This is a genomic window from Streptomyces olivochromogenes, assembly GCF_001514115.1.
Lineage (GTDB): Bacteria > Actinomycetota > Actinomycetes > Streptomycetales > Streptomycetaceae > Streptomyces > Streptomyces olivochromogenes.
Genome location: NZ_KQ948487.1, coordinates 1 through 25,717 on the forward strand (window position 1 = coordinate 1; position 25,717 = coordinate 25,717).

General features: G+C 69.0%; 21 protein-coding genes and 3 pseudogenes. 9 read left to right on the forward strand and 15 right to left on the reverse strand.

What is annotated here, in order from left to right; genetic code table 11:
* Positions 1-223 (reverse strand): annotated as a pseudogene (locus tag AQJ27_RS60635) (hypothetical protein); the annotation flags it as partial.
* A gap of 123 nt (positions 224-346) precedes the next feature.
* Between AQJ27_RS60635 and AQJ27_RS47695 the strand changes: the two are divergent.
* Positions 347-814 carry a GtrA domain-containing protein gene (locus tag AQJ27_RS47695; RefSeq protein ID WP_079065853.1) on the forward strand — a complete coding sequence of 156 codons (468 nt, stop codon included), beginning with the start codon at positions 347-349 and terminating at the stop codon, positions 812-814.
* Between the two features lie 576 nt (positions 815-1,390).
* Here the strand turns inward: AQJ27_RS47695 and AQJ27_RS47700 are convergent.
* Positions 1,391-2,296: a helix-turn-helix transcriptional regulator gene (locus tag AQJ27_RS47700; RefSeq protein ID WP_067384435.1), complete on the reverse strand. Its 906-nt coding sequence runs from the start codon at positions 2,294-2,296 to the stop codon at positions 1,391-1,393.
* Between the two features lie 170 nt (positions 2,297-2,466).
* Between AQJ27_RS47700 and AQJ27_RS47705 the strand changes: the two genes are divergently transcribed.
* Entirely contained in the window at positions 2,467-3,432 is a 966-nt protein-coding gene (locus AQJ27_RS47705; RefSeq protein WP_067384437.1) for an alpha/beta hydrolase, read from the forward strand.
* A gap of 189 nt (positions 3,433-3,621) precedes the next feature.
* On the forward strand, positions 3,622-3,993 hold the full coding sequence (locus AQJ27_RS47710) for a hypothetical protein (RefSeq protein ID WP_067384440.1): 372 nt from the start codon (positions 3,622-3,624) through the stop codon (positions 3,991-3,993).
* An 88-nt stretch (positions 3,994-4,081) separates the two neighbouring features.
* On the opposite strand, the gene AQJ27_RS47715 is transcribed toward AQJ27_RS47710, so the two are convergent.
* Both AQJ27_RS47715 and AQJ27_RS47720 read right to left on the reverse strand, forming a co-directional pair.
* On the reverse strand, positions 4,082-5,056 hold the full coding sequence (locus AQJ27_RS47715) for an NAD(P)-dependent alcohol dehydrogenase (RefSeq protein ID WP_067384444.1): 975 nt from the start codon (positions 5,054-5,056) through the stop codon (positions 4,082-4,084).
* A 511-nt stretch (positions 5,057-5,567) separates the two neighbouring features.
* The gene (locus tag AQJ27_RS47720) at positions 5,568-6,398 is read right to left on the reverse strand and encodes an SDR family oxidoreductase (RefSeq protein WP_067384447.1); all 831 of its coding nucleotides are present in this window, start codon (positions 6,396-6,398) and stop codon (positions 5,568-5,570) included.
* Between the two features lie 122 nt (positions 6,399-6,520).
* Here AQJ27_RS47720 and AQJ27_RS47725 point away from each other — a divergent pair, with 122 nt between their 5' ends.
* Complete coding sequence (locus AQJ27_RS47725; protein WP_067384450.1) at positions 6,521-7,084, forward strand: TetR/AcrR family transcriptional regulator; 564 nt, start codon at positions 6,521-6,523, stop codon at positions 7,082-7,084.
* Between the two features lie 183 nt (positions 7,085-7,267).
* Here AQJ27_RS47725 and AQJ27_RS47730 read toward each other — a convergent pair.
* From AQJ27_RS47730 to AQJ27_RS47755, 6 genes and pseudogenes are all read right to left on the reverse strand, one after another.
* A pseudogene (locus tag AQJ27_RS47730) lies at positions 7,268-7,483 on the reverse strand (response regulator transcription factor); the annotation flags it as partial.
* A 318-nt stretch (positions 7,484-7,801) separates the two neighbouring features.
* Entirely contained in the window at positions 7,802-9,001 is a 1,200-nt protein-coding gene (locus AQJ27_RS47735) for a condensation domain-containing protein (RefSeq protein WP_067384457.1), read from the reverse strand.
* A 10-nt stretch (positions 9,002-9,011) separates the two neighbouring features.
* Complete coding sequence (locus AQJ27_RS47740; RefSeq protein ID WP_067384460.1) at positions 9,012-9,932, reverse strand: NAD-dependent epimerase/dehydratase family protein; 921 nt, start codon at positions 9,930-9,932, stop codon at positions 9,012-9,014.
* Positions 9,929-11,065: a GNAT family N-acetyltransferase gene (locus AQJ27_RS47745; RefSeq protein ID WP_067384463.1), complete on the reverse strand. Its 1,137-nt coding sequence runs from the start codon at positions 11,063-11,065 to the stop codon at positions 9,929-9,931. Before AQJ27_RS47745 ends, AQJ27_RS47740 begins: the two co-directional genes overlap by 4 nt.
* Positions 11,062-12,303 (reverse strand): aminotransferase class I/II-fold pyridoxal phosphate-dependent enzyme, encoded by a 1,242-nt coding sequence (locus AQJ27_RS47750; protein WP_067384466.1) that lies wholly within the window; start codon positions 12,301-12,303, stop codon positions 11,062-11,064. Before AQJ27_RS47750 ends, AQJ27_RS47745 begins: the two co-directional genes overlap by 4 nt.
* A gap of 983 nt (positions 12,304-13,286) precedes the next feature.
* The gene (locus AQJ27_RS47755) at positions 13,287-17,456 is read right to left on the reverse strand and encodes a S8 family serine peptidase (RefSeq protein ID WP_096240542.1); all 4,170 of its coding nucleotides are present in this window, start codon (positions 17,454-17,456) and stop codon (positions 13,287-13,289) included.
* Between the two features lie 878 nt (positions 17,457-18,334).
* On the opposite strand from AQJ27_RS47755, the gene AQJ27_RS47760 reads away from it, so the two are divergent.
* Both AQJ27_RS47760 and AQJ27_RS47765 read left to right on the forward strand, forming a co-directional pair.
* Entirely contained in the window at positions 18,335-19,330 is a 996-nt protein-coding gene (locus AQJ27_RS47760; protein WP_067384472.1) for a TrmB family transcriptional regulator, read from the forward strand.
* 276 nt (positions 19,331-19,606) lie between these two features.
* A complete protein-coding gene (locus tag AQJ27_RS47765; protein ID WP_067384475.1) occupies positions 19,607-19,789 on the forward strand; it encodes a hypothetical protein in 183 nt (60 codons plus the stop codon).
* A gap of 20 nt (positions 19,790-19,809) precedes the next feature.
* Here AQJ27_RS47765 and AQJ27_RS47770 read toward each other — a convergent pair whose 3' ends face one another.
* Entirely contained in the window at positions 19,810-20,757 is a 948-nt protein-coding gene (locus AQJ27_RS47770) for a winged helix DNA-binding domain-containing protein (protein ID WP_235613954.1), read from the reverse strand.
* 38 nt (positions 20,758-20,795) lie between these two features.
* On the opposite strand from AQJ27_RS47770, the gene AQJ27_RS61120 reads away from it, so the two are divergent.
* Positions 20,796-21,874 (forward strand): IS630 family transposase gene (locus AQJ27_RS61120; protein ID WP_425275291.1). Its coding sequence is split into 2 segments (ribosomal slippage): positions 20,796-21,276 and positions 21,276-21,874, totalling 1,080 coding nucleotides; the frame shifts between segments, so codons are not numbered across the junction.
* 2 nt (positions 21,875-21,876) lie between these two features.
* Here AQJ27_RS61120 and AQJ27_RS54030 read toward each other — a convergent pair.
* A pseudogene (locus AQJ27_RS54030) lies at positions 21,877-22,119 on the reverse strand (DNA glycosylase AlkZ-like family protein); the annotation flags it as partial.
* A 346-nt stretch (positions 22,120-22,465) separates the two neighbouring features.
* On the opposite strand from AQJ27_RS54030, the gene AQJ27_RS60410 reads away from it, so the two are divergent.
* Positions 22,466-22,591, forward strand: coding sequence for a hypothetical protein (locus tag AQJ27_RS60410; RefSeq protein WP_268814647.1), 126 nt, complete (start codon positions 22,466-22,468; stop codon positions 22,589-22,591).
* 425 nt (positions 22,592-23,016) lie between these two features.
* Positions 23,017-23,682 carry a hypothetical protein gene (locus AQJ27_RS47785; RefSeq protein WP_067384481.1) on the forward strand — a complete coding sequence of 222 codons (666 nt, stop codon included), beginning with the start codon at positions 23,017-23,019 and terminating at the stop codon, positions 23,680-23,682.
* 302 nt (positions 23,683-23,984) lie between these two features.
* Here AQJ27_RS47785 and AQJ27_RS57700 read toward each other — a convergent pair whose 3' ends face one another.
* The 3 genes from AQJ27_RS57700 to AQJ27_RS58180 all read right to left on the reverse strand — a co-directional run bounded on the left by AQJ27_RS57700 (position 23,985) and on the right by AQJ27_RS58180 (position 25,543).
* Positions 23,985-24,218, reverse strand: coding sequence for a hypothetical protein (locus AQJ27_RS57700; protein ID WP_162489377.1), 234 nt, complete (start codon positions 24,216-24,218; stop codon positions 23,985-23,987).
* A gap of 490 nt (positions 24,219-24,708) precedes the next feature.
* The gene (locus AQJ27_RS47795; protein ID WP_067384558.1) at positions 24,709-25,197 is read right to left on the reverse strand and encodes a DUF4265 domain-containing protein; all 489 of its coding nucleotides are present in this window, start codon (positions 25,195-25,197) and stop codon (positions 24,709-24,711) included.
* 7 nt (positions 25,198-25,204) lie between these two features.
* Positions 25,205-25,543 carry a hypothetical protein gene (locus AQJ27_RS58180; RefSeq protein WP_235613955.1) on the reverse strand — a complete coding sequence of 113 codons (339 nt, stop codon included), beginning with the start codon at positions 25,541-25,543 and terminating at the stop codon, positions 25,205-25,207.
* Between the last annotated feature and the right edge of the window lie 174 nt (positions 25,544-25,717).

The following is a 25,717-nucleotide window of genomic DNA, read 5'->3' on the forward strand; positions in this document are numbered from 1 at the left end:
TTGGCACACGCACAACGTTCGTTGGCCCGGGGCAGCGGGGCCTGCTGTTCCTCGCGGATACCGACTCCCTCCAGGGTCCACAGATCATGGTGGTTGAGCGGGGCGGCCTCGACGGTGACGGTGGTTCAGCCGGTCGGCACGGCTGACTCGGGGCGCTCCGCAACTCCAGTCCGTTGAGCAGCTGATCACGGTCGGGGCGGGCGGCGGCGGTGTATCGCCGCACCGGTTTCACCACCGTCGGCACCCCTGAGAACGCTCTGAAACCGCGCTGAATGGGGGGTCGGCCACGCTCTGCTGCATGACGACGACGACCCCGCCAGGGGCAGCAGACCGGGAGGGGATCACCGTGAGCGGCCTGCGACTGATCCGTCGGCACGCGGCGGCCTTCGGGCGCTTCGCCGGACTGGGCAGCGGGGTCACCCTGGCTGCCTCGGCGGCCCAGGTCCTGCTTTCGCAGTGGATCCCGTGGATGGCGGCGAACGCGCTGACCACCGTCGCCTCCACCGTGGTCGCCACCGAGCTGCACGCCCGCGTCTCGTTCGGTCACGGACGGCCCGGTCTGGCCGGCCACCTGAAGAGCGCGGCCACCATGGCCCTCGGCTGGCTGGTCACGTCCGCCGCGGTCGGCTCGCTGACCGTGCTCCGTCCCGGCGCCGGACTTGTTCTGCAGCAGGCGGTGTACCTGTCGGCCACCGCGCTCGTCGGGATCGGTCGCTTTCTCGTGCTGCGTCTGGCTGTGTTCGCGGAGCGCGCCCCGCGACCCCGGACCGGTGGCGGCGTCCGGTTGCGGACCGCGTACGACGCGGCGGCGTGAGGACCGGCGAGGAAGGTACTGCGGCCCGGGATCGGGGCGGGCGGCATGTCCCTCGGTGGTCGGTAGTGGCGGATGGACGTGCGGCTGGCCGTCGGCTTCGTGGGCCGACGGCGAGGCCGGACACGTCGGCCCGTCCCGCAAGGAGGCGGCTGTGGGGGAGATCCGGTCGCGGGTGCCGGCGAAGACCGTGAGCGGGGGAGGGGCTACGAGCCCTGCCGGCCTGTGTCGATCGGGTTGGCTGGACCAGATGGACTGAGACGACACCGGACATCCAGACTGTCTGGGCGGGATCCGCTGAGACTTTCAGTCACCCAGCGTCTCAACTGATCCGGTCGCCCCAGGTCACAGCCCTGCTCGCAGATCAGATCATCTGAGACGGGACACCTGCTGCCTCTCGCGGCCTCTCCCCGTGTCCTGTCTCCAATCTCCAAGGATCTGGTCCCCGTCTCGGTTGAGCTGACGCCTTCCGCGTACAGGCCACGATGCTCCGTGACGTGTTCCACCCTCTTGACGCAGGGCCGATGGCGACGGGGATGAGCTCGCGGCGATGGCGCTGCCCGGGGGCGCACCGCCTGATCACTTCCTGCGGTGATTGTCTTGCGTCGCTGGACTGTCGTTCGCCCGGTCGGGACGGGCCGCCCACTGGAGGAGGAAACGCAGCGCTTCCTGGGAGGGAGAGTCGGGCGGGGCGGTGTACGCGACCAGTTGCTGGTCAGGTTGCGTGTCGACGGAGAACTGCTGAACGTCCAGGGTGATGCTGCCCGCGACGGGGTGGAGGTAGGTCTTGGCGAGCCGGCGCGGCCCGCGGACCCGGTGGCCGGCCCACCAGGTGCGGAAGTCCGGATCGCGCAGGCTCAGCTCGCCGATCAGCGTGGCGAGGGCCTGGTCCTTGGGGTGGCGGCCGGCTTCCATGCGCAGAACAGCCACGCACTCGCGCGCGGCTCGCGGCCAGTCCGCGTACAGCGCGCGGTAGGCGTCGTCGAGGAAGGTCAGCCGGATCAGGTTGCGTTCGGCCGGGGCGAGCGCGCCGAAGTCGGCGAGCAGGGCGGCCGCGCCCCGGTTCCAGGCCAGGACGTCCATGCGCCGGTTGAGAACCATGGCGGGGATGTCGTGCATGGTCGAGAGCAGCTGCTGCAGGTGCGGGTCGACCTGCTGCCCGCCCGGTCTCGGCGTGGGAGCGCTGGGGGTGACGTCGGCGACGGTGAAGAGGTAGGCGCGTTCGTCCGGAGCGAGTTGCAGCGCGTCGGCGAGCGCGTCGAGGACCGGGCGCGAGACCCGGCGGGTGCGCCCCTGCTCCAGGCGGACGATGTAGTCGATGCTCACGTGTCCGAGCTGGGCGAGCTCCTCACGGCGCAGGCCCGGTACTCGGCGTGGACGGCCGTCGTCGGGAAGGCCGACCTGGTGCGGATCGAGGGCGGCGCGGCGGGAGCGCAGGAAATTGCCCAGCTCGTTGCCGCCGGAAGCATTGTCCTGGAGGTCCATGACCTAAGTGTGCGCAGGCGGACAGCCGCGTGCCTGGTACTGGCGTGCATAGGCAGCACCGTCCCTGGTCCCCCCAACGCGCCGACGCCACCGTGGAGGTGTGGCCGCCGGCAGGAGGCCACCGGAGCCCGCCCACCGCGAGCCCGTCCCGCTGCGACTGGAGCACCTCTGTGAGGACCGACGTCACGTTTCCCAGTGCCGGCCTGAAGCTCGCCGCCCACCTGTACACGCCGGACGACGGGGCCGTCGGCCCGCGCCCGGCGATCGTCGTCAGCCACCCCGGCAGCGGTGTGAAGGAGCAGGCCGCCGGCCTGTACGCGCTTCGCCTGGCCGAGCAAGGCTTCGTCGCGCTCGCGTTCGACGCCGCCTACCAGGGCGAGAGCGAGGGCGAGCCGCGCGGCCTGGAGGACCCGGCCCACCGGGTCGAGGACATCAAGGCCGCAGTCTCGTTCCTCACTACCCGTGACGATGTCGACGCTGACCGTATCGGGGCGCTGGGCATCTGCGCCTCCGGCGGCTACGTCCTCAGCGCGACGGCGTCCGACCACCGGATCAAGGCCGTCGGCACCGTCAGCGCCGTGGACATCGCCCGCCAGTTCCGTGACGGCGCCGACGGCGCCCAGGACCCGGCCGTCTTCCAGGGCATGCTCGCCGCGGCCGCGGCCGCACGCACTGCCGAGGCCCGCGGTGAGGGAGTCCCGGCCTTCCCGCTCTTCCCCGACACGGTCGAGCAGGCCCGCGCGCTGGGGGGCCGGCACGCCGTGGAGGGCTGTGAGTACTACTGCTCGGACCGCGCTCAGCACCCGCGCTCGGCGAAGTCCTTCACCTGGTCCAGCGTCGATCGCATGGCCTTCTTCGACGCCTTCCGCTTCGTCCACCTGATCGCGCCGCGCCCGCTCCTCATGATCGTCGGGCGCGAGGCGGTGACCTCCTGGATGAGCGTGGAAGCGTTCCAGAAGGCCCGCGCCCCGAAGGAGCTCCACTGGATCGACGGCGCCAGCCACGTCGACCTCTACGACAAGGAGCCGTACGTCGGGCCCGCGGTCGAGAAGCTGACCGAATTCTTCCGGGCCCAGCTGCCCGACACCGAGCAGACGTCAGGGCGGGCCGCCCGCGGTATCGCCTCCAGCCGGTAGGCCTGCGCAGTTGCTCACCCGTCGGCCGGAGGACGGTGCGTTGCAGGGCCTGCGACTTCGCGACCTTCCTCCTGCGGTACTGCCGGCCCAAACCCCTTTCGGGCACCGTCGAAACGATGGTCAGAACGACGGCACGCAGCGGATGGTTATGTCCTTTCCACCGACCGGTTCAGACACAGGGGGAATGACATGCGCAAAATCTTGCGTGGCGTCGCCGCGTTGGCGACCGCGGCGACCGCCGTCGTGGCGATGGGCGGCGCGGCGCAGGCGAAGCCCGCTGAAGGCGACTGGAATGGTTGCCCGTACGGGGCCGTCTGCATCTGGGGCCAGGACCGCAACCCGTACCTCGACCCCCACCCGACCCACGTGTACTGGAGCTACGGCGCCCACAACCTGAGCAACCAGTATGGCGACCACTACGTCTTCAACAACCAGTACGGCGGCGCCAGTATGAGCCTGTGCACCGGCTACGACGGCGTCGGCTGCCACGTGGCGCTCGAGATGCAGGAAATCGGGAGCTTCAACCTGACGCCCTACAACTCGGTCACCCTCAACCGGTAGCCCATCCGCTCATGATCGCCCGGGTCTGCCCGGACAGTGCTCGCGATCGGACGACAGCGCTACGTGCTGGGCCTCAGCGGTCGGTCCGTCACATGGTGATGACGACCTTCGAGCGCGCGTGCTCCACTTCGAGGTACCGAATGGCCTCGGGTACTTCACTCAACGGGTAGGTCCGGTCGATGACTGGGGTGAGTTTCCCGGACTCGGCGAGTTCTCTCAGCGCTGCCAAGTTGTCCTTGCTCGGCGTCGCCGTGAGGACGAGCAGCTGATGGTGGACAAAGCGTGACATCACCTGCCCCTTGAGGATGAGACCCATCGGCCCGATAAGACTCCCGCCTTCGGATACGCCCCCACCGGAGAGAACGAGCCTCCCCGTGGGTGTCAGCGCGCGTCGGCACTCGGTCAACGAATGGTTCCCCACCAGGTCGAACACGACGTCGTACCGTCGTCCGTTCCGGGTGAAGTCTTCCTGGGTGTAGTCGATGAGGTGATCCGCGCCCATCGACCGGGTCAGTTCCATGTTTCTCGTACTGCACACGCCGGTCACTTCCGCGCCGAACGCCTTGGCTATCTGCACGGCGAAGGTGCCCACACCACCTGACGCACCATTGATCAGTACCCGCTGTCCCGGCTGTACCCGTCCCAGGTCGCGCAGGCCCATCAGTGCGGTGTTCCCCGCCAGCGGCACCGCGGCCGCCTGCTCGAACGACAGGCCGGCTGGTTTCGGTTCCACCGTGTTGTCCTGGGCGCACACGTACTCGGCAAATGCCCCGTCGACTTCGCCGAATACCTCGTCACCGGGACGGAACCGCTTCACGTTCCTGCCCACCGCTTCCACCCGACCCGCGAAGTCCGTGCCCCGGATCTTCGTCTTTGGGCCGCTCAACCCGAGGACCAGACGCGCCAGGTACGGGTCGCCCCGCATGAGGTGCCAGTCGCGGGCGTTGACCGCGGCAGCGTGGACTCGAACCAGTACCGTATCGTCGGCGACGACCGGCTTGTCGACCTCCCTGAGTTCCAAGACGTCAGGTGAGCCGTACCGGTCCTGGGCGATCGCCTTCATCGGGCCTCCACGGCATACGAGTTCGATGCGGATTGGATCGGCTGACCGGAAGTTCAGCACTACTCATGACGGTAGGCGAGTGACCTCGGTGCGGGCATCGGGGCAACTCCCTAGGTGATGCACAGAACCAGGCGACGACGTGGGCTGGTCTCCCGTCGAACTCGTCGAACTCGTCGGCGACGGTGAGGATCTTCTCCGCCTCGTGGAGGAACGTCGATGGCTCTGGCGGAGTGGCCGCCCGGTCCTCCGGGACGCTCCGACTGCTGATTGCGAACTGCGAAGCATCGCTGGTCAGGGACCGGTCGGCCTGCCTGCCCCCGAGCCCGCGGGACTTGCCTGAGCCGTGTGCCTGGAAAGCACCGCTCGTCCTCAGACAAGTACCGCGGCGAGACCGAGCTGGTGTCCCGCTCCTTGGTGATGGGCGGGTGGACGTGCTCGCGTCCTGGCCGATCGACGACCTTCCGCCCGTACTGCCATCGGCTCCCCGAAACTCGCTCCCGGAACCAGGGGGTTACTGCTGAACGCCCTGTGCCCGCTGGGAGACGTGCGCCCAGTCGTCCCAGGTTTTCAGGCGGTCGGCGTAGAGGTTCTTGGCGATCTCCAAGCCGTCCGTGCCGAAGAACACCCGCAGCGGCGGGTTCTCCGCATCGACGATCTGCAGCAGGGCAGCGCCCGCGTCGCTCGGGTCGGCGTAGCTGGCGTCACCCATCTGGGCCGAGATGGCCTCACGGACCGTGTCGTACGCGGGGATCCGCTCGGCGTGCTTCGCGGACGAACCGGCCCAGTCGGTGGTGAAGCCGCCCGGCTCCACGATGGTGGTCTTAATGCCGGTGCCGGCGATGGTGAGCTCGTGCGAGAGGGACTCGCTCAGCGCCTCGAGCGCCCACTTGGACGCGTTGTACACGCCGATGGTCGGGAACGCGGCGACGCCGCCGACCGACGAGATCTGGATGATGTGGCCGCTGCCCTGAGCGCGCAGGATCGGCAGGACGGCCTGCGTCACCCACAGCGCGCCGAAGAAGTTCGTCTCCATCTGCGCGCGCGCCTGTTCCTGGGTGGTCTCCTCGATCGTGCCGAACAGACCGTAGCCGGCGTTGTTGACCACGACGTCGAGGTGACCGAACTTCGCGTGCGCGGCCGTGACGGCGCTGTCGACGGCGGCCTTGTCGGTGACATCGAGCAGCAGCGGCAGGATCGCATCGCCGTACTTGACGACCAGATCGTCCAGGGTGGCGATGTCTCGGACGGTCGCGGCGACCTTGTCGCCGCGCTCCAGGGCGGACTCGGCGAACGCGCGGCCGATGCCGCGGGACGTGCCGGTGATGAACCAGACCTTGCTCATGATTTCTCCCTTCGGGTCTGCCACCACCGTAACCCCAAACTTAGACGCGTCCAAAAAAACACTCGTCCAGAAATCGAGGGTGCCGGGACGTAGGATGATCTGAAGGGAGGCAATGAACAACCATGAACCTGCGGGAACGCAAGAAGCTCGCGACCTGGCGCGCCGTGCGGAGCGCCGCGCTGGGGCTGCTCGCGGAACAGGGCTACGACGCGACGACGGTCGAGCAGATCGCCGCCGCGGCGAATGTGTCGCGCGCCACTTTCTTCAACTACTTCGCCAGCAAGGAGGCCGCGGTCCTCGACCCGGACCCCGAGGAGCGGCGGGACTGGCAGGAGGCGATGCGCGAACGCCCGGCGGACGAGCCCTTGTGGGATGCGCTGACTGCGATCCTGACAGGTTGGTGCACAAGCCTGCGCGACCGCATGCCGCTGCAACGCCGCCTCAAAGCGGAGTCGCCGGCCTTCGCTCAGACCGCCCAGAGCTTCGGCGAGCAGTTCTTCGCCGACCTCAGGGAGTGGGTGTTTTCCCGTACCGCCCAGTCCGACCCGTTGACCGTGGCCTTGCAGCTGAACATTGCACTGGCGGCCATCAACACGGCGTACCAGACCTGGCCTGAAGACGAGGCTTTCGACGGCTTTCTGCAGCGGCTCGAACGCTGCCTGCTCCAGGCGCGCCCAGCGGCCTAGCCTCCAGCTGTAGATCCTGACCTCATGGACGAGGTCGACGAACACGCCGGCCCGACCGGCGGCAAGGGCATCGGCGAGATCGCGGAGTCTGGCGTGACGTGGCGGGACGCCTGTGTTCAGAAGTGGGCACGCTGCGCTTCTTGGTTGTGGGCCGGTAGCCCGTGGTCGTCCGGGGCGACGTCCCTATCCCCGCGGCGCGGTCACCGGCCTCAGCTCGTACGCCATGATGACCAGTTGCACCCTGTCCCGGGCGGCCAGCTTCGTCAGCAACCTGCTCACATGGGCCTTCGCCGTGGCCATGCCGATGTGCGGATGCGAGGCGGTCTCCGCGTTGGACAGGCCGCGGCCGACCAGGGTGAGCACCTCCCGCCCCCGGGCGGTGACGCCCTCCACCGGTCGCGGCGAGGATCACGTCCGTGTCCATGTCCATGTCAACCGTTCGAGGTCCGAAAACAAGATCGTTTCACCCGGCGGTGTAACAACTCCTGTCCCAGCCGCCGAGCGACTCGACGACCGTGTATGCCCACCACAGTCAGCCGGTCATCGAGTTTCGTCGTACGTCGGTCGATGCGTCCCGAACGCTGCGCACCGATGAGAAGTGTCGAGCAGTCGCCACTGGCATCACGTCATCGCGCTGTTCGGGCCCTCGTCCCTCTCCTGCTGTCACCGCGGTGCCAGTGGTCGGGGACGGAGCGGACCGAAGACCGTTGTGGGCGGTCAGCCGCATGCAACGGTGAGGTGGGACATGGATCGTTCGCACAGGTCTTTGGAACTGGTGGCGCCGGTGGAGGTGACGCTGAGAAACAGCCTGCCGTCGAAGCCGGCGACGAAGACCAGGGGTGCGCCGGAGAGGCTGGTGTGGGCTGCGCCGTACAGGGCGGCCAGGCGTAGGGGACCGTAGTCGGTGGGGATGAGCAGGCGGGCGTTGCTGATCGACACGTCGAAGCGGGCCCCTTGGGTTTCGCTGCGGTGCAGCAGGGATCCGATCGTTTGGCTCGGGATGAAGGGCAGGAGGCGGTAGGCGCGTACGAGCGGGCTGAGTTCCTCGGGGACCAGGCGCTGGTGGATGTCGGTTCTGACGTCGCGGGCCAGGGCCCAGAAGTCGCGGGGGTCCGCGCCGTTGACGGTCTCGATGAAGCTGGTGGCGTAGAGACCGACGGCCGTGCGGGCGGCGGGGGTGAGGATGCGGCGCAGGTCTGCGGCTACGGCGATGCGTGCGGAGTGGGGCAGGGAGCGCGCGAAGGCGGTGCAGAGGGCCGCCTGCAGGGTGGTGCGTTCGGTTCGGCAGCGGGCCAGGAGGGTGGTGGTCTCGTCGGAGTCCAGGGACCAGGTGGTGAAGGTGAGGCGGCCGCTGCGGTGTGGTCGGCGGGTGGGGCCGCTGACGGAGCGGGCGAGTTTGCGAAGGTCGGAGAGTTCTGGCCGGGCGTGGGTCAGGAGGGTGTCGGCGGGTGGTGCGAAGGCCGGCGCGGACGGGACGTCGGCGGGGCCGCGAAGAACGTCGTGGATGACGGTGCCTGCTGAGTGCGCGTCGCCGACGAGGTGGTGGTAGACGCTGATGAGGTCGAAAGATTCTCCGGCGTCCACCACGACGAAGCGGGTGAGGGGGCCGACGGCGGTGTCGAAGGTGCGTTGGAGTTCCTCCTCGACCACGCGAGACCAGCTGTCGGGGGCGGTTGCCTTGACGACGCGCAGCTGTGGGTCGGGGACACCGTCGGTGGTCAGCCACGCACGCCACCGTCCGGAGTCGGTGACGCGCACCCCGAGGAGTGGGTGGCGCTGTCGTGCGGCGGCGAGGGATTCGCGGATCCGGTCGGGGTCGGCGCGGCCGTGGACGCGGGCGATGGCGGCGATGTTGAAGGGAAGTGCTTCGCCGGCGGCCCACACGAAGCGTTCGTAGGGGGAGAGACGTCGTCGCATCGCGCGTTCCTTACGGCATGTCGGGCTGCGGCCGTAGGGCTGCCGTCAGGCCTCGGCGCAGCGTGATGTGGGGCGTGAAGGGCAGTCGGCCGGTGGCGCAGGTCCAGGCGGGGTGGAGGAGTTCGCTGACCTTGTCGGGGTTGAGTGCGGTGGTTCGGCCCAGGGTGCGGGCCGCGGCCATGGCCACCGAGGCGGGGATGTGGACGAGGCGGGGTGGTCGTCGGCCGAGGGCGGTAGCAGCGGCGGCGGCGATGTCCTGCCAGAGGTGTTCGGTGCCGTCGCTGAGGTGGTAGGTCGCCCCGGGGGTGCCGCGGTCGGCGGCCAGGATCAGGGCGCGGCACAGGTCGTCGACGTGGATGAGGGAGTAGTGGCGTGGTCCTGGACGGCCGACGGCGGGCAGCAGGCCGGTGCGGACGGCTGTGACCAGGCGGGGCAGGAACTCGCGGTCGCCGGGCCCGTAGACGATGGGTGGGCGGACGACGATGCCCGGTACCCGGTCGGCGGCCTCGTGCAGGGCATGTTCGCCGCCGAGCTTGCTGCGGCCGTACTGCGACACCGGGCTAGGGAGGTCGTCCTCGTGGCGTAGCCGTCCTGGGCCGGCGGCGGCGAGGGAGGAGCAGTAGACCAGGCGTGGCGGCTGCGGGAGGCCGGCGAGAGCATGGCAGAGGCGGCGGGTTCCCTCGGTGTTGACCTCGGCGTAGCCCTGTGGGGTACGTGCGCGCGTGAGTCCGGCGAGGTGGATGACGCGGTCGGCGCCGTCGACGGCTGCCGACAGACCGGCGCCGGTGGCGAGGTCGCCGCGGATGGTCTGCGCGCCACGGACGTTTCGTTCGCCCCGTACGAGGGCGGTGACGTGATGCCCTTCTTCGGCGAGCCTGCGGACGAGGTGCGCTCCGATGAAGCCGGTGGCACCGGTGACGAGATACCTCATGCAGCGGTGCGCTCGTAAAGGCGGTGGGTGCGGAAGTGGATGCCGCCCAGGGCTTTGGCGGAGCGGTTGGCGTCGCGGTTGTCCTCCAGGATCCAGGAGAGTTCGGTCTCGGTGTAGCCGAGGCGGAACGCGGCGCGCTGGGCCTGTGTGAGCAGGGCGGCGGCCAGTCCGCGGACTCGGTGTTCCTTCTTGACCCCGGTGGCAATGGCCCGGATACGGTCGATGCGGCGGGTGGCCCGGTGGATGCGGAGGAGCCCGACGGGCAGGCCGTAGGCGGTGAGGCGGCCGCGGGCGGCACGAAGGGCCTGGTTGGCGTCGGGGAGGACGAGGGCGAAGGCTGCGGGCTCTCCGTGCACCTCGGCGATCTGGACCAGCTCGGGGCGCAGCATGGGCTTCATCTGCCGGATGGTGTGGTCGAATTCCTGGTCGGTCATGGGGACGGAGGCGAAGTTCTCGGCCCAGGCATCGTTGTAGATGTCCCGGACAGCGGCCATGTCCGCGTCGAAGCGCCGGGGATTCAGGGAGCGGACCTGGACTTCAGGGGCGTTGAGGGCACGTTCGGCGGCGCGTTTGACGATGGCGGGGGGCTCTCCGTCGCAGGGCATGGGGACGCGCCAGGACAGCAGGTCCTTGGCCTTGGTGAATCCGCAATGGGTGAACAGCCGCATGTAGTAGGCGGGGTTGTGCGGCATCATCATGGTGGGCGGACGGTCGAAGCCGTCCACGAGCAGCCCGCATTCGTGGTTGGTGGAGAAGCTGAGCGGCCCGAGCATCCGGTCCAGGCCCCGCTCGCGAAGCCGGCCGGCTGCCGCGTTGAAGAGAGCGGCTGCGGCTTCGATGTCGTCGACGCACTCGAAGAGGCCGAACTGACCGCACCGGGCATCGTGCCGCTCGTTGAAACGGGGGTCGGTGATCGCGGCGATGCGGCCGACGACTACGCCGTCCCGCCGGGCGAGGAAGAGCCGTACGGTGCCCACCTGGTGGAAAGGGCTGCGGGCCGGGTCGAGAAGGGCGCGCTGCTCGCGTTCGAGCGGGGCGACCCACAGCGGGTCCTCGCGGTAGATGGCGTAGGGCAGGCGGATGAAGGCGGTGGTGTCGGCGCGGCCTTCGACAAGGGTGACGGTGACGGTCATCGGGCACCTGCGGGGGTCTTGACGGCGCCGGCGAGCTGAGAGGGCACGGCAGGCGGGGCGGCGGGGATGAGGCCCAGGCGACGGCCGGCCGCGGCGAACGCGTCGAGGATCCGGTTGATGTGGTCGTCGGTGTGGACGGCCTGCAACGACAGCCGGATCAGGGCCTGGCTCTCCGGCACCGCGGGGGTGACGACCACGCTGGTGAACACCCCCTCGTCGAGAACCTCCTGCCACATCCGGCCACACAGCTCGGTCGGACCGATATGGACGGGCACGATCGGAGTCGCCGATGCACCGGTGTCGAAACCGAGCGCCCCCAAGCCGCTCTTCACCTGCCGCGCCACCTCGAACGCGCGTGTGCGACGCTCGGGCTCCGCCACGGTGATCTCCAGCGCGGCGAGTGCGGCGGCGACGGAGGCCGGCGGCATCGACGCGGTGAAGATCACCGACCGTGAGGTGTAGCGGAGGAAGTGGATGACCTCGGCAGGGCCGGCGACGAAGCCGCCGATGGAGCCGAAGCACTTGGAGAAGGTTCCGGTGTAGAGGTCCACGGCGTCCATCAGGCCGAAGTGCTCGGCGACCCCACGCCCCCCGGCACCCATCAGCCCGATGTCATGAGCGCCGTCGACCACCAGCCGGGAACCATGGCGCCGCGCAAGGTCGGCGATCTCAGGCAGCCGGCACAGGTCGCCCTCCACGGAGAACAGGCCGTCCGTGATGATCACCTTGGCGGCATCGGCGCCGGCTCCGGCGAGTTGGCGCTCCAGGTGCCTCATGTCGCAGTGCCGGTACCGGCGGCTGTCGGCCCAGCCGGCCCGGACGGCATCGACCAGAGAGGCATGGTTGGCCATGTCGCTGAAGACGACGTCTCCCCTGCCGAACAACGGCGTAAGGGCCAGATTCGCCTGACAGCCCGTGGTGGTCACGATCGCCGCCTCACGGCCGAGGAACGCAGCCACTCGGCGCTCCAGCTCCTCATGCAGCGGCAGCGTCCCGCCGATCAGCCGACTTCCTGAGCACGACGTGCCGTACCGCTTCACCGCCGCGGCCGCCGCCACGGCGACCCGGGGGTCACCCGACAACCCCAGGTAGTCGTTGCAAGCCGTCATGACCACACGCCTGCCTTCGACCAGGGCCTCCCCGTCCCTGGCCTCCACAGCCTGGTACAGCGGCCTCGGCCCGAAACCCGTCATCGTCTGCATGACCGGCGACAGCCGCTTGGCAAAGATGTCCGTCACTAGATCTCTCCTCCCATTAGCGTCCAACAGGCCCAACGCCGCTCAGCGCGTCCGGCCCCGCCCAGGACTCGAGGGCACACACCGCCGCACCCCGATCTTGATGTCGTCGCCGAGGACATCGGAGGCGGAGCGGAGTCCCACGGCGGCGCCGGTGGCGTCGGATCCCGCGCAGGTCGGTACGGCAGGGCGAGCCAGGGCGACGGCAGCGCAGACCCTGGCCCCGGCAGGACGGCTGGTCGCTCGGATGGCCATGATCAGCTAACGGCCGAACGGGAGAATGGTCACCGAACGCGGCGTACGCGGACGGCGGGTCGGTGGGCGGCTGCGGCTGCTTCTCCGCCCAACCGGGCACCACCTCAATTGACTTGGCGGTATCCGGGCACAGCCGGGTGACGCAGCGGGCGGAGGAAGACCTGCCTCGGTCGATGACGAGGTCGGCGCCGACTCCCGAGGCAAGCTCGGGACGGATGCTGCTGGGGCCGGCGCTGAGCCGACATCTGGTCCATCCCGCTCTGGACGTGGGGGCGCCGGCCCGTCATCGCGGTGTATCGCCGGCCGGCGGCGGTCGTCACCTCTTGGGCAGCGGCGAACGTCAACTGGTCGTCCCCGGCGGCAAGTCCAGACCTGGGTGTGGACCCGCCACCGGTTCGCACGGTTCGGTCTGCGGGCAGTCACCAGACGCAGACGCCTACAACTCTGTTGACGCTGTTGCGGGAGGATGGCGGTCGTCGTGACTGTCTGGCCGTCGCCTGGTCGCAGACCGCCGTAGGCCCAGGTCTTCTCCGGTCCGCGGGATCACCGGCCCAACTCCACAGCGATGGTCGGCACGCGCAGACCCGACCAGCTCAGCTCGACCATGGGCTTGCGCCGCGGGTTCTCCGTAACGCCGCGGGTCCTCCGCAACGCCGCGGGTCCTCCGCAACGCCGCGGGTCCGCGGGCGCCGTGGCGCCCGCGGACCCGGGTGGTCGAGCAGCGGATCGGGTCAGTAGGAGAACTGCTGGATCTGGCTGCCGTCGGCCGCGTACGTCCAGCCGGTCCGTGTTGTCGGGTCGAGCTGGATGGCGCGCTCGTGATGGCTGGGGAGTCGGCCGTTGTAGGCACCGGCAGGGAGGTACTCGACGCCGGTCACGGTGCTCACCGTCTTGCCCGTCTTCAGGTCGACGACGGCGATGCGGCCGGTGGCGTTGTTGTCGCCGAAGCCGTACTGCTGAAAGCCGCCCGTCGGCTTCAGATCCGGGTACCGGAAGGCGAACAGCCCCAGTTGGTGCACGCCGTCGATGGCGAGCGCTTCAGCCGCCTGGTTCGTTCCGAGATTCACCGGGTCCCCGCTGGGCAACTGCGCGTAGTACCCGGTGCCGGCGAAGTTGACGCTGGATGAGTGGTACCACGTTTCGTAGAGGTTGCCTTTCTGGTCGGAGGCGAGGTTCCCGGCGCAAGGGATTCCTGCGTCGCTGTGGGTGACCGTTGCGCTGTCCAGGTTGATCGCGGCCACGGTGCCGGACCCGGCCGAGGCCAGGCAGTTGATGGTGCTTCCGGTCTTCTGCGCGGAGAAGACGCCGGTCGACTCGTCCACGTCCAGCAGGCCGTACGTGGAAAAGTGGTCCGGGGCGGGCTCGAGCTGGAGCGGCATCCCCTGAGCGCCGGTCGCCGTGTCCACGGGGAGTACGAAGCCCGCCTTGTCGTCCGAACGGGAGGCGAGCACCGCTGCACGGTGGCGCTTGGCGTCCACCCGCCCGCCCGTCACGACGTACTGGTCGTCGACCCGGACGGGGCTGCCGACCTCGTTGCCGGTGCTCGTGTCGTAGGTCTCGAGCCACTGCTCGCCGGTGGTGGTCTGCTTGTGCAGGACCAGCGTGTGGTGGGCGGAGTCGACGCCGAACACCTCGTAGATGGAGCCGTACGCGGGGTCGCTCGTCAACTTGCGCCCATAGATTCCGGTGGCGGCGTTGTAGTCGTACACCGAGCCTTCACCGGTGGGGCTCTCGACCGCCGCGACGGACGTGCCGCCGGGGACGATCGCGAAGTTGGTCAGGTTGGTGCCGTCGGGGGCCAGTCCGTCGTCGTATCCCAGCAGCGACGTCGGCGAAGCCTGCCCGACTATCTTGCCGTGCTCGTCGACGGCGAACACCCGCAGGTCGTAGGCGATCGATGAGGACAGCTTGAGCGCGAGGGCGTCGAGTGCCGCCGTGCCCCGCGTGCCCTTCAGCGGGCGGTCGAGCGTGGCCGGGCTGTCCACTCCGTTGTGGTCGCGGGTGGTGCCGTTCTGGTTGCTGACCAGGTTGTACGAGTTGTACAAGTTCGGCCCGGGCGCGGAGAACTCCAGCAGCGTGCCGGTTGCGCCCTTGACCCCCGATACGTCGTAGTGCACCGAGAACTTCGGTGCGGCTCGGTTGATCTCCAGCAGGTGACCGAACTCTCCGGATGCCTTCGCGGCCAGGGTCGGCGCCGCCGGGCGTTGCGAGGGGTCACCGCCGTTGACCCGGATCGAGGCGAACTCGCCGTACAGCGGGCCACCCTTGCGGTTGCCTGTGGGGTTCTCGATGATGCCTATCCCGTAGATGCCGCCGCCGGCGGAGAAGGCGCTGGCCGGGACGGTGACCGTGCCGTGAAGTCCGGTCAGCGGGGCGGTGTAGGAGGCGGAGAAGATGGGTGCCAACGCGGGGTTCCAGTGGCCGACTCCCGACACGACCAACTTCGGCGAGCTGACGTTCCGCACTCCGGTGAGGTCGTAGCTGACCTGAACGGAGTGTCCCGTGCTGACGACGGGCTGGACCACCGGGGCGAGCGCTTCGACGTAGCCGCCGTCGGTCGGGCCGAAGGTCAGCTCGTGGGCGGCCGAGGCCAGCACGTGGTGGCCGTGGCGCACCTCGAAGGTGAGCGAGACCTGACGGTCCGTCGTGGAGACGACCGGCAGTCCGGCCGCGGTCAGCATCTGCGTGGGGGTCAGCCGGATCGCCGGCACATCGGAGGTGAACTGGTGATGCCCGATGCGCAGTGCGTAGCTGACGCCGTGCCGGTCGGGCAGGCCGGTCACATCGGCGCCGATGGTCACCGGTCCCACCAGGCCCTCCCCGGTGTCGCCGGGTCCGGCCAGGTCGATGCGTCCGGGGTCGGTGGCCTCCACGTACGAGCTCCCGAGTCCGCCCGTGGTCTGGCGATGCGCCACGGAGAGCCGGACGATGCGGGGCGTGCCCGTGTCGGCGTGGCTGCCGTGCGCCTTCGCCAGGACCGCCTGCACAGCGGCTGTGACGTCGAGCTGCGGTCCCACGTGCAGCGGCTGGTCGATCTGCGGCGGAGTGGGCACGGCCCGGCCGGTGCGCTCCAGCAGCGAACGGACGTCATCGGGCGACGGGTGCTGCCCGGTCAGCCGGGAGGCCTGCAGCACGACCGCGGCAGCGGCCGCGATCTCGGGCGCGGACGCCGAAGTGCCTCCGTTGAGGACCTCCGCCACCGACTGCGCGCTCTGGCCCTGGTGCTCGAAGGCGGGGATGCCGTCACTGGGCGCCGAGACGTCCACGCGCGTGCCGAATCCCGAGGAGAAGACCCCGGAACCGTTGAGCCTGGTGGTCGCCCAGGTCCCGTTGGCCGACGCGGCTCCGCCGTTCTGCGGCGGAACGGACAGCGTGTCGTCGGTCGTTGTACCGCCCGCGGCGATCGCACCGGAGTCCAGCACCTTGCTGGGCGTGGTCGACAGCTGGTCGTCGTCGATCCGGGTGGCGTCGGCGGCCTTGCGGGTCACGTCGGTCGCGGTGCTGCCGCCGTCGGGCCCGACGGCCGCGTTGGTGTACAGCCTGGTCCCGTCGTTCGACGAGACCACCACGGTGATGCCGTACTGCTGCACGATCGACGCGATCACGGCCTGCTGGACCGGGTCGTCCTCCAGGTAGCGGCCGGGGAGCCCCGCAGCGTCGGTGCCGTAACCGAGGCTGGCGGTGATCACGTCGGGTCGCGGCTGCTGCCGGGCCGCGGCCAGCAGCGCCACCGCGATCTGGCTGAACGTCGGCTGCTGCGGGACGACGAGCCGGTAGTCGGCACCCGGGGCGATGCCCAGCAGGTCGGAGGATCCGCTGCCCTGGGTGCCCGGACGCTGCAGTTCGTGCGGAAGCGGCGCCATCACGGAGAAGTCCAGCAGGACCTCACCCAGATAGGGGTCCTCCCCTTGGGTCGACCCGGTCGGGTCGAGTGCGCCGGTCGCATCCGCGGTGTAGGTGGGGATCAAGGGCATCGTGGGGATGTCCAGGTACCGCTGGCCGTTCTGGACGACGGTCGTCGCCCCGGTGGCCGGGACGTCGGGTTGCCCCGCGTCGACGAGGTCGCCGACCGAGACGTTGGTGATGGTCTCGCCCGTGCCGGGCAATTGGTCGAACTTCTGCTTCAACAGGCTGTAGGCGCCCGTCGCGTTCACGCCGCCCGCGTTGAGGAAGCTCTGCAGCGAGGTGCCGAGAGCCGCGTTGCCGGGCACACCGTCGGAGCCGGTCGCTGCGGTGTTGTGCCCTTTCGCCGACGAGTCGGCCTTCCCTGCCATGGCGCTCACCGAGGAGGGCAGCGGCACGGAGCCGGTGTTCATGGGGGAGACGGTCTGGTCAGGCTCGGCGTAGACGACACCGGGCGCGGCGGCCAGCGCCCGGGCAGCCGTTGAGGCGTCGCCGCCGGCCAGCTGGACGACCTGGACCTTGGACAGGTCGATCGCCCCGGAGCCCAGCTTCAGCTGGGCGGCTGAGTGCAACTGCTGGGCCTGGGCGGCCGCGAGACCCGGCAGCAGGGGCCGCATGGAGACCGCGTGGGCCCGCTGGAGCGCGGTGTTGACCGCGGTGTCTGTGGTCAGCGGGGTACGGGCCTGCAGATTGCGCTGCTTGCCCAGTGACTTGCCCGTCACGTGGGTGGCCGAGCCGAGTACCACGAGGACCTGGTGAGGGCTGTTCTTCGCCGACTGCGCGGGCGTGGGCTTCAGGAACGAGCGCCACGGACCGAGCGCTGAGGATCCGGATATGGAGGGGAGCGCAGCCCCCGCAGACGTACCTTTCGTGCCGGAATCGGTCGCTGGGGTCTGGGCTCCGGCGGCCGCCGCGTACTGCGCGGGTGTGCCGAGCAGTACGGCCGCGCTGGCTATGGTGGCGACACCGCGAGCGATCGCTCTTCTCCGCCGTTTCATGGGCACTCCACTTCTCGCAAAAGAACTGCAGGGGGAAGAACAGGGAAGGCGCCACCCCCCGGACAGCGCCCGCGCTTGGGGGAATCTGTCAACCTGGCGAAGCCGGCACAAGATCACGAGGGCGGCGGACTTCTGCCAACTGGCAAGAAGTCGCCACCGGAACGCCTTGATTGCGTGGCGTTCAACGTGCTGGGTGAGACCGGCGAAGCGGAGTGTTGCCGTGACACGCCTGCTGCCTGCCGCGGTGAGTAGCCCGAGAGTTGCGGGCGGAGGCGGGGAGGGCCCGTGACGCGGAATCGGCCGCCTGCCTCACCGTGTGGCGCAGGCTCCCGTACGGCGGTCCCCTCGCGGTGGCGGTCACACGCGCCGCGTGGCCCGGCAGCGGCGGCCGGCCGCGAACGCTTCCCACCTCGGCGCCGGACGCGGCCACCCGCGGCCGAATACGGCCAGGCGGTCGCCGCATGAACCGAATGAGACGGCCGTCGGATGCCATGGATGCCCCGGCCCAACGGGTGTTCGGCTCCGCCGCGGGCGGCTGTCAGAAGCTGTTGCCGTTTTCACGGCGGTTGAGCCGGCTGACCGGGCGGCGGGACATGACGGTGATGAACGCCCACGGGATGTGCGCTTCGGCTGCCCGGCGCTCGGCGAGGGACACCGGCCCGCGGCAAGGGGGCGGAGGAGGGGAAGCGGCTCCCGCCGGGGCCGTTGAGGCACTGGCGGCGAGGGCGGCGGCCCGCCGGGCGCCGCCGCGGAGGGCCCGCCGCAGGACACCTCCTGGCCGGAAGGGAAGATGTCGATCTCGACACGAGCCGACAAGGCGACAGAGATGGCCGTCTCCCGCCAGCTGGCGGAAGCCGTCATGGAAACGGTGAGAACGCATGGCATTCAACGTGCTGGGTCTGACGGACGAGACGGAACGCGCGTACGCCGCGCTGGTCGGCCTGCCACGGGTCACGGCCCGCGAACTGGCGGACGCCTGCGGCTTGTCCACGCCGGCCGTGGCACGGCTCTTGGCCGCGCTGGTCAACAACGGCCTGGCGACGCGAGCGACCGGACGGCCGCCCCGGTTCACCGCGGTGGCACCCGATGTCGCGGTCACCGCCCTCATCCGCCGACGGGAAGAGCAACTGGGCGAGGCCCGGTTGCTGGTGCACCAGTTGATGGACGCCCACCGCGAGGCATCCCGGATCAGCCACCCCGACATGCCGGTCGAACTGCTCACCGACCGCACCGACGTCATCGCTGCGGTACGGCGGCTGACCGCCGAGGCCCGCCGCGAAGTACGGGTCTTCGACCGGCCCCCGTATGTCGACCGCCCGGGCAGCAACTTCGAGGGACAGATCCAGCGGCAGCGCGCGGGCGTGGCGCACCGGGTGGTCTACGACCGTGCGGCTGTGGCCTTGCCGGGCCGCCTGAGCGACGACATCCTGCCCAGCGTCCGGGCCGGCGAACAGGCCCGGGTCCGAGCCGAGTTGCCGCTCAAGCTCGTCATCTGCGATAGCCGGGACGCTGTTATCCACTTCAGTCTCGCGCCGGGCGGACAGTCCGCCGCCTACCTGGTGCACTGCTCGCCGATGCTGGTGGCCCTGGAGTCACTCTTCGAGGCGGAGTGGGAGCGAGCCGTTCCGGTGTCCGTGACGGGCCGGGCGCCGCACGCCGGTACCGCGGAGGAGCCTGCGGCCGACGGACCCGACGTGGAGACCCGCCACCTGCTCACGCTGCTCGCCGCCGGGCTCACCGACGCCGCCATCGCCCGGGTCCAGGGCTGGAGCGAGCGCACCACGCAAAGGCGCATTCAGCGTGTGATGGCCCAGTTGGGTGCCCCCACACGCTTCCAGGCCGGCCTCCTCGCGGCTCGCCGCGGCTGGCTGTGACCATGACCGCCGCACCCGAGCGCGGGGCGGTCTCGGCGGGAACTCACGTCGTCACGAACCGCTGACGACGAGGAGGCGGAGAGAAGCGGCGACGCCCAACTCGACAACAGCGGACGTGACGCACCACGTCGTCTGGCAGTCGGGCAAAGCAAGCCCCATGCATGTCCCGAACCACGGCTTCAACGACCGCTTACCACCGGCGAGCATCCCGAACTCCTTCTACCCGGCCAGCCCGCCAGTCGCCCTCGCAGCCCAGAGGCGCTGTCGGGACAACTCATGAAGCACGGCCTGCCCACCATCGCCGCCCGCAACACGGCCCTGTTCGGCATGGCTGGGGAACTACCGCCGATCATCGTGAGCGATCTCTTCGGCGTTCACAGGAACACCGCGACTCAGTGGGCGGCGCTCGCCCAGGACAGCTGGGCCGGGTACCTCGCGGCTCTCAAAGCCACCGACTAAGCCGTGCTCGCCGGGCGCGGTTAGCCCTTGACGATCGTCCGCTCGACGTCGGGAAATCCCTTGTCCCACCAGTGTCCGTAGCGCCGGTAGACGGCTGGATCGCGGTCGGTGAGCAGCACCGACAGCTTTTCCGCCTCCTCGGTCAGACCTTGCCACGCAACCTTGCCGAGCCTGCGGAAGGCGGTCAGTTCCAGCCCGCCGTCGGCTGCGCGCCATACTCCAACGACCTGCCCGTCGACGAGCAGACAGGGCAGCACATCGCCGTTACGCCGGACGACCAGGGGGCGGTACTCCGGGGGCATGAGTCTCCCGGGGACGGCGTGAGCCAGCAGCGTGCTGTCCCACATCGGCAGCAACCTCGGCGGCGCCGAGGTGTCATCAGCGGGCACGGTAGCGTCGGCCAGGTCGAACAGGGCGGCGACGCCGGGGCCCGGAACCCGTACCACCTGGTCGCCGAGCTCATGCAGCGCTTTGGTTATCGCGGTGCGTGTCAGCAGGGTGAACCGGGCGAAGTCCTGGGCAGACGCGGGTCCGAACGCGCGCAGGTAGGCGAGCAGCAGGCGCTGGACCCCAGCGTCGGCTTCCTGCGGCGTGGCCGCAGGGGCCGCCGACGAGGCGCGGTAGGAGTTCGGCTGTGTGAACGACCACGGGCCGCCGGTCGGCGCATGATGCAACGGCGCGAACGTACGTAGCGCCCACCACATGCGGTGTGCGTGGTCGCCGTGCCTCCCTGTGACCTCGTCCTCTATCTGGGCGCCGGTGCGGGGCCGCTCCAGGAACCCCGCGAGCTCTGGGAGCAGCGCGTCGGCGTCGTTGGGGGTCAGCCCTGTTGCGGTGAACCGGCGGTCGTAAATTCGTGACGCCCGCAGAGTGCTCAGCATGGCAGCGCGGTAGGGCTCGTAGTCCTCGGCATGGACGACGTGCAGCGTTACTGATCTCGGCTCGTTAGGGTGATCTTTGCTGAACATCCTGATGTGGGTGTCGTGTTGTCGATAGTCCGTGGTGCGTGAGATATGCGGATGGGGGCGGGCTGACGCCTGCAGCACGGCGGCGCCGGGAAGCGGTGCGGATACAGGCGGCGGAGCTGTTCGCTCAGCAGGTCAAACCGCCCGAGGTGGCCCGGCAGCTGCGTGTGAGTGTGAAGTCGGCTTACCAATGGCAGCAGTTGTGGCGACAAGGTGGTGCCGACGCGCTGCTTTCGCGAGGGCCGAGCGGGGGCCGGTGTCGTTTGTCACCGCGCTGTCTGGAGAAGCTCGCCGGGTATCTCGAGCAGGGGCCGGCCGCGCACGGCTGCACCGAGGACCAGGTGTGGACGGCTGCACGGGTGGCCACGCTGATCGGCAGGAAGTTCCACGTCTCGTACAGCGTCTCAGGCGCAACGAGGCTGATGCGCCGGCTCGGTTTCACTCCGCAGATGCCCGCACGCAGGGTGGCCGAGCGCGACGAACAGGCCGTGACCGGCTGGAAGGAGGCGACCTGGGTGGAGGTAAACGGGCCCGGGCGGCCTGCAGGGGCTACATCTGCTTCGAGGACGAGGCGGGCTTCACCCGCAGGCCGCCCAAAGGACGCACCTGGGGCCGGCGAGGCCACACCCCGGTCGTCACCGTAAGCGGACGGCGCTCGGGACGCCTGTCGGTGGCCGGGCTGATCGCCTGGCGCCCGGGCTCCCGCACCCGGCTGTGCCACCGCCTGCTCACCCACCCCGCGGGCAAGGGCACGCGCCGCAGCATGAGCGAGCGCGACTACATCGCTCTTCTGGACGGCGTCCACCAACTGGTGAAAGCACCCATCGTGCTGGTGTGGGACCGACTCAACACCCACGTCTCCAAGACGATGCAGGAACTGGTTGCTGAACGTGAGTGGCTGACAGTGTTCCTGCTTCCTGCGTACTCGCCTGATCTGAACCCGGTCGAGGGTGTGTGGGCACACGTCAAACGCAGCCTGGCCAACCTCGCCGTCGTCGCCCTCGATCGCCTAGAGAAGCTCGTGCGCAACCGGCTCAAACGCCTGCAGTACCGACCGGACACCCTCGATGGGTTCATAGCCGGAACCGGCCTGCCCCTGGACAGCCCCTCATCACCCTAACGAGCCGTGATCAGTATCCGCATGAGGGTTGCCTTCACGATCCGGCCGTGCGCGAACGCTGCGTCGAGATCCTTGGGCGCGAAGTCCTGCACACGGTTCCATAGCGCCAGGTACGGCGACGCTGGTGCCTGTGCCTGCAGAGCGCAGACCCGGCGAACCGCCTCCGCCACATCGAGGCGCTGGCGCTCGAGCAAGAGCTGACGGTCCAACGTGGCCAGGGCGAGCTGTCGCGCGGTGAGGCTCATGATCGGATCCTGCCACCTTCCGCTCCCGCACGAAGCAACCGCCGCTACGGGTCTATCAGTTGAAGGCACCTGCTTGTCGGTTTGAACGTTCGCCACCTTGAGGGTGAGTCGGTCGAGCAGCGACGAACCTTGGCGCTTGGTGATCTGACCGCGCTCGAAGCGGATGCCGGCAGCCTCAGCGAGCAATACCTGGCTGTGCAGGAGCCGGAATAGCGCCGGGTTGGAACACTGCCCCTTCACCAGTAGGCCACCCCGCACGCCAGCCGTACCGTCGCCGCCGCGCTCGCCGTCCTTGCCTGGACGCTGCTCAGCGCGCTCGCTCTGCGCGGCATGACCCTGCGCCGACGTGTCATCTACCCCGCACGCCCGGCCAGGGCCGCCGTCCGGCCCGCACCTCACGTCCCGCCGCCGCCCCCCGGTCGGCGACGACATCGGCGACGAGCCCGACAGCGTCCTCCAGTTCCCGCGCTGACCCTCCGGTCGCTCCGCCCGGTCCTCGCCCACCCGTCGGGGTGGGCGAGGACCGGACAGGCCGACCGGCCGCCAGGCGCCAGTGACCTCACCGGCACGAGCATCAGCAACGCCACATGGTGGACCGCCTACGCGAAACGGGACTGGTTCGACTACATCGCGTCCCGCACACAGATCTGACCGTTCTCAGAGGGCGGGATGTGAGGTGATGTCCGTTTCGCTGGCCCGGGAGGGAGTAGCTGCGCTGGTTGTCTGGGCGTTCTGCGCAGCGCGTTTGTGCAGTTCATGGGTGTGCAGCGGGTCTCAGCATCCGCAGCATCGGCCGACGTCGCCGGCGGCCCGGTCACCAGCTCCAGCCGGGCGGCTGCGACACTGCCAGGCGAGAGCGCCAGCCGCCGGCGCCGACCACATGCCTCGGGGGCACACATGGGTACATTCGAGCGCGTCAACCTGTTCTACGGCGTCGACCACGAGCAGGTGTACGCCGCGTTGGAGGAGTTCTGGCACCAGGAGGAGCACACGCTCAATCTGGAGGACGTCCACGACGTCAACCTCGATTCCTACGCCCTGCACGAACGGCGCGGCGACTGGACCGTGCTGAAATGGACCCGGGGTTGGGAGTGGGTCCTGCGCCGACGCGCCCAGCTTCACGTTTCACGCGCCTACGACTGCCCGGGCCTGCTGGTCTTCATCTACGACGACGACTTCTGGGGCTGCGAGCTGTTCCACCACGGCAGAGCGATCGACCAGTTCCAGCAGGAGACCGGCATCAATGGCTCGTTCTTCGGCGATCTTCCGTGCCAGGGGCGCCCCGACCTCCTGCTGGCCCAGTTCCCGGCTCTGGACCTGAACATCGAGCATGCCCGGGGCTATCTGACCCCCTACAGCATCGACGACCCCGGGTACGAGGACATCGACTGGGAGAACGAGCACGACCCTCTCAACAGTCCCGTCCGTCCGAGCGATGGGTACGGCCGCCTTGAAGGAGGCGTCTACTGGGACTTCCAGAACTTCCTCGGCGTCGACCATCATGCCCCGGTCTGGCGGAGGTTCACCACCTCGCCCCAGGCACTCAGGAGAACGGACAAATGATCGGTTCTGCCCGAGACCGAAGGTGGCTACGCGTACCCCCTGGCCCGCGCCTGCCACGGCAACATGCCTCAAACGCTGATCATGCTCTGAACTGTGGAAAGTAGCGAGTGGCCCCAGGCGCCACAGCGGACGGTTATGGTCGTGGCAGGGTGAACAGGCCCGGCTCGGGCTCGGTCAGGCTGCCGCGCCTGGCCAGGCGCTTGAGCTTGATTCGGACGTTGTTGATGTTGGTCGGAGCCAGGTCCAGGTCCATCGCCTCGCATACGCCTCGGGGATGCTGACTTCTTGCGCGGCCGTGTGTGTCACAGCCTCGGAGTAATGCGACCAACGCTGCTGCGGATTTCGGGCATACCGAGATGGACGGTGGACGGTTGCGCTGCACGGTGTCGCATGGCCCTCAGCTTCTGCGCGGCAGCAGCCAGGCTGGTCTCGATCGCGGCGACCTCATCGAGCCAGCCCTGGTCCTTGGCCTCCTGGAGCCGGTCGATGAGGTTGGCGTGGATCTCCTGGAGGCGTGGCATCTGGGCTGGGTCCACGGGAAGTAGGGGACATCTGACACAGGCTTCTCTGAACTATTGAAGTTGATGCCTGAAAGTGGATCCAGGCAGCATGATCCGACACCCCGTGGTGAGGTCTGCCCACCAGACGGTGTGGTTGCATCTGATAGGGGGATGGTGGAGGAACCAGAGTTCGACGTGCTGTTGGCCTCGAGCGGAGGCCGGGGGCTCGACCTTGTCCGGGCGATTCGGTCAGTGACTGGGCTGAGCGCGTGGCGAAGCAAGCAGCTGCTTGAAGCCGCTCCGACGACGCTTGTGGATCGGACATGGTTCGAGGCCGCGGTGGATACAGCGAGCCGCCTCAACGCGGTTGTTGGGCGAGCTGATTTGGTCGGCAGGTGGTGTGAGCGGGTGATATCTCCGGAGGACTGCCCAATGGACCCGGAGCCGTGCTCATCACCCTTCTTGTCCCCGACCGGCTGCCCCGCGAGCCGACCGAGGGCTTGATCAAACCGCGGCTGTCCTGGCCCTAGTCCGAGGCCGTAGCTGTCCAGGCCGCGGTGACGCACCCTTCCTCCCAGTGCCACCATTCCTTGACTTCGCCGTGTTCCAGCAACCTGCGGATCCGGGGAAGGTCCGCCGTCGGCGGGATGTCCAGCGCGACCATCCGGAACTGCTCAATGCCCTCGCCTGTCGTGCCAAGCCGATGGAAGGTCTCCAGCACGGTCTGTCTAGCTGCTGCCGAACCCCCGTCCTTCAGCACGATCAACCGGATGGTGCAGTTGTCCGAGGCGCGAACGGTCTCCCCGGCCCACCACAAGCCCTCGTCGTCGACCTCGACTTTGACAATGTCGTCGCTCGCGACCCCGCGAACGAACCACGGGGTGTTGTCCAAGCGCACCGTCCCATCGCCCAGGTCCACGGCCCATAGGCTCTCGACTGACGCCGGAGGCCAGCCATCCTCGTCCACCTCCATTCGGAAGTGAACCTTCACGTGGGCATCGCTGATGTTGCTCATCGCGCCATCATCTATGGCGGCCGACATGAGCGGAAGCGTCGAGATCACGAGTGCCGATCTGGTCCAACGACGGGACTCCGAGGAATGCCTTCGATGACCTTCGGTCCTGCCTGGCGTCGAGCTGCGCGAGCTTCTCCTCTGCTCCGGTGAGGCTGACCTGAAGTCTCTCGACTTCGCCCAGCCAGCCTTCGCGTTCGGCTTCGGCAATGCGGGCGATGAGGTTGTCGCGGATGTCGACGAGCCGTGTCCGTTGGGCCGGATCCGGTCGGAGGAGTGAGCATCTGACACAAGCGTGCTCATGAATACAAGGAGATCCGAAGGCGCGTGCGCAGGTGCCGATGGACACCTTCCACTTCTCGAAGTGGGCGAGGAAAGCGTCCCACTCCTCCTCGGTTGGGGTTCGGTACTCTTCGCCGGGGCGAGAGGCTCGGCGGCGGGCGATGAACGCTCGGTGGGCTTCGATCGTCTCCGCGGGGTAGACCGCTAATGGTGGAGTCGGGTATTGGAACTCCCGGAATAA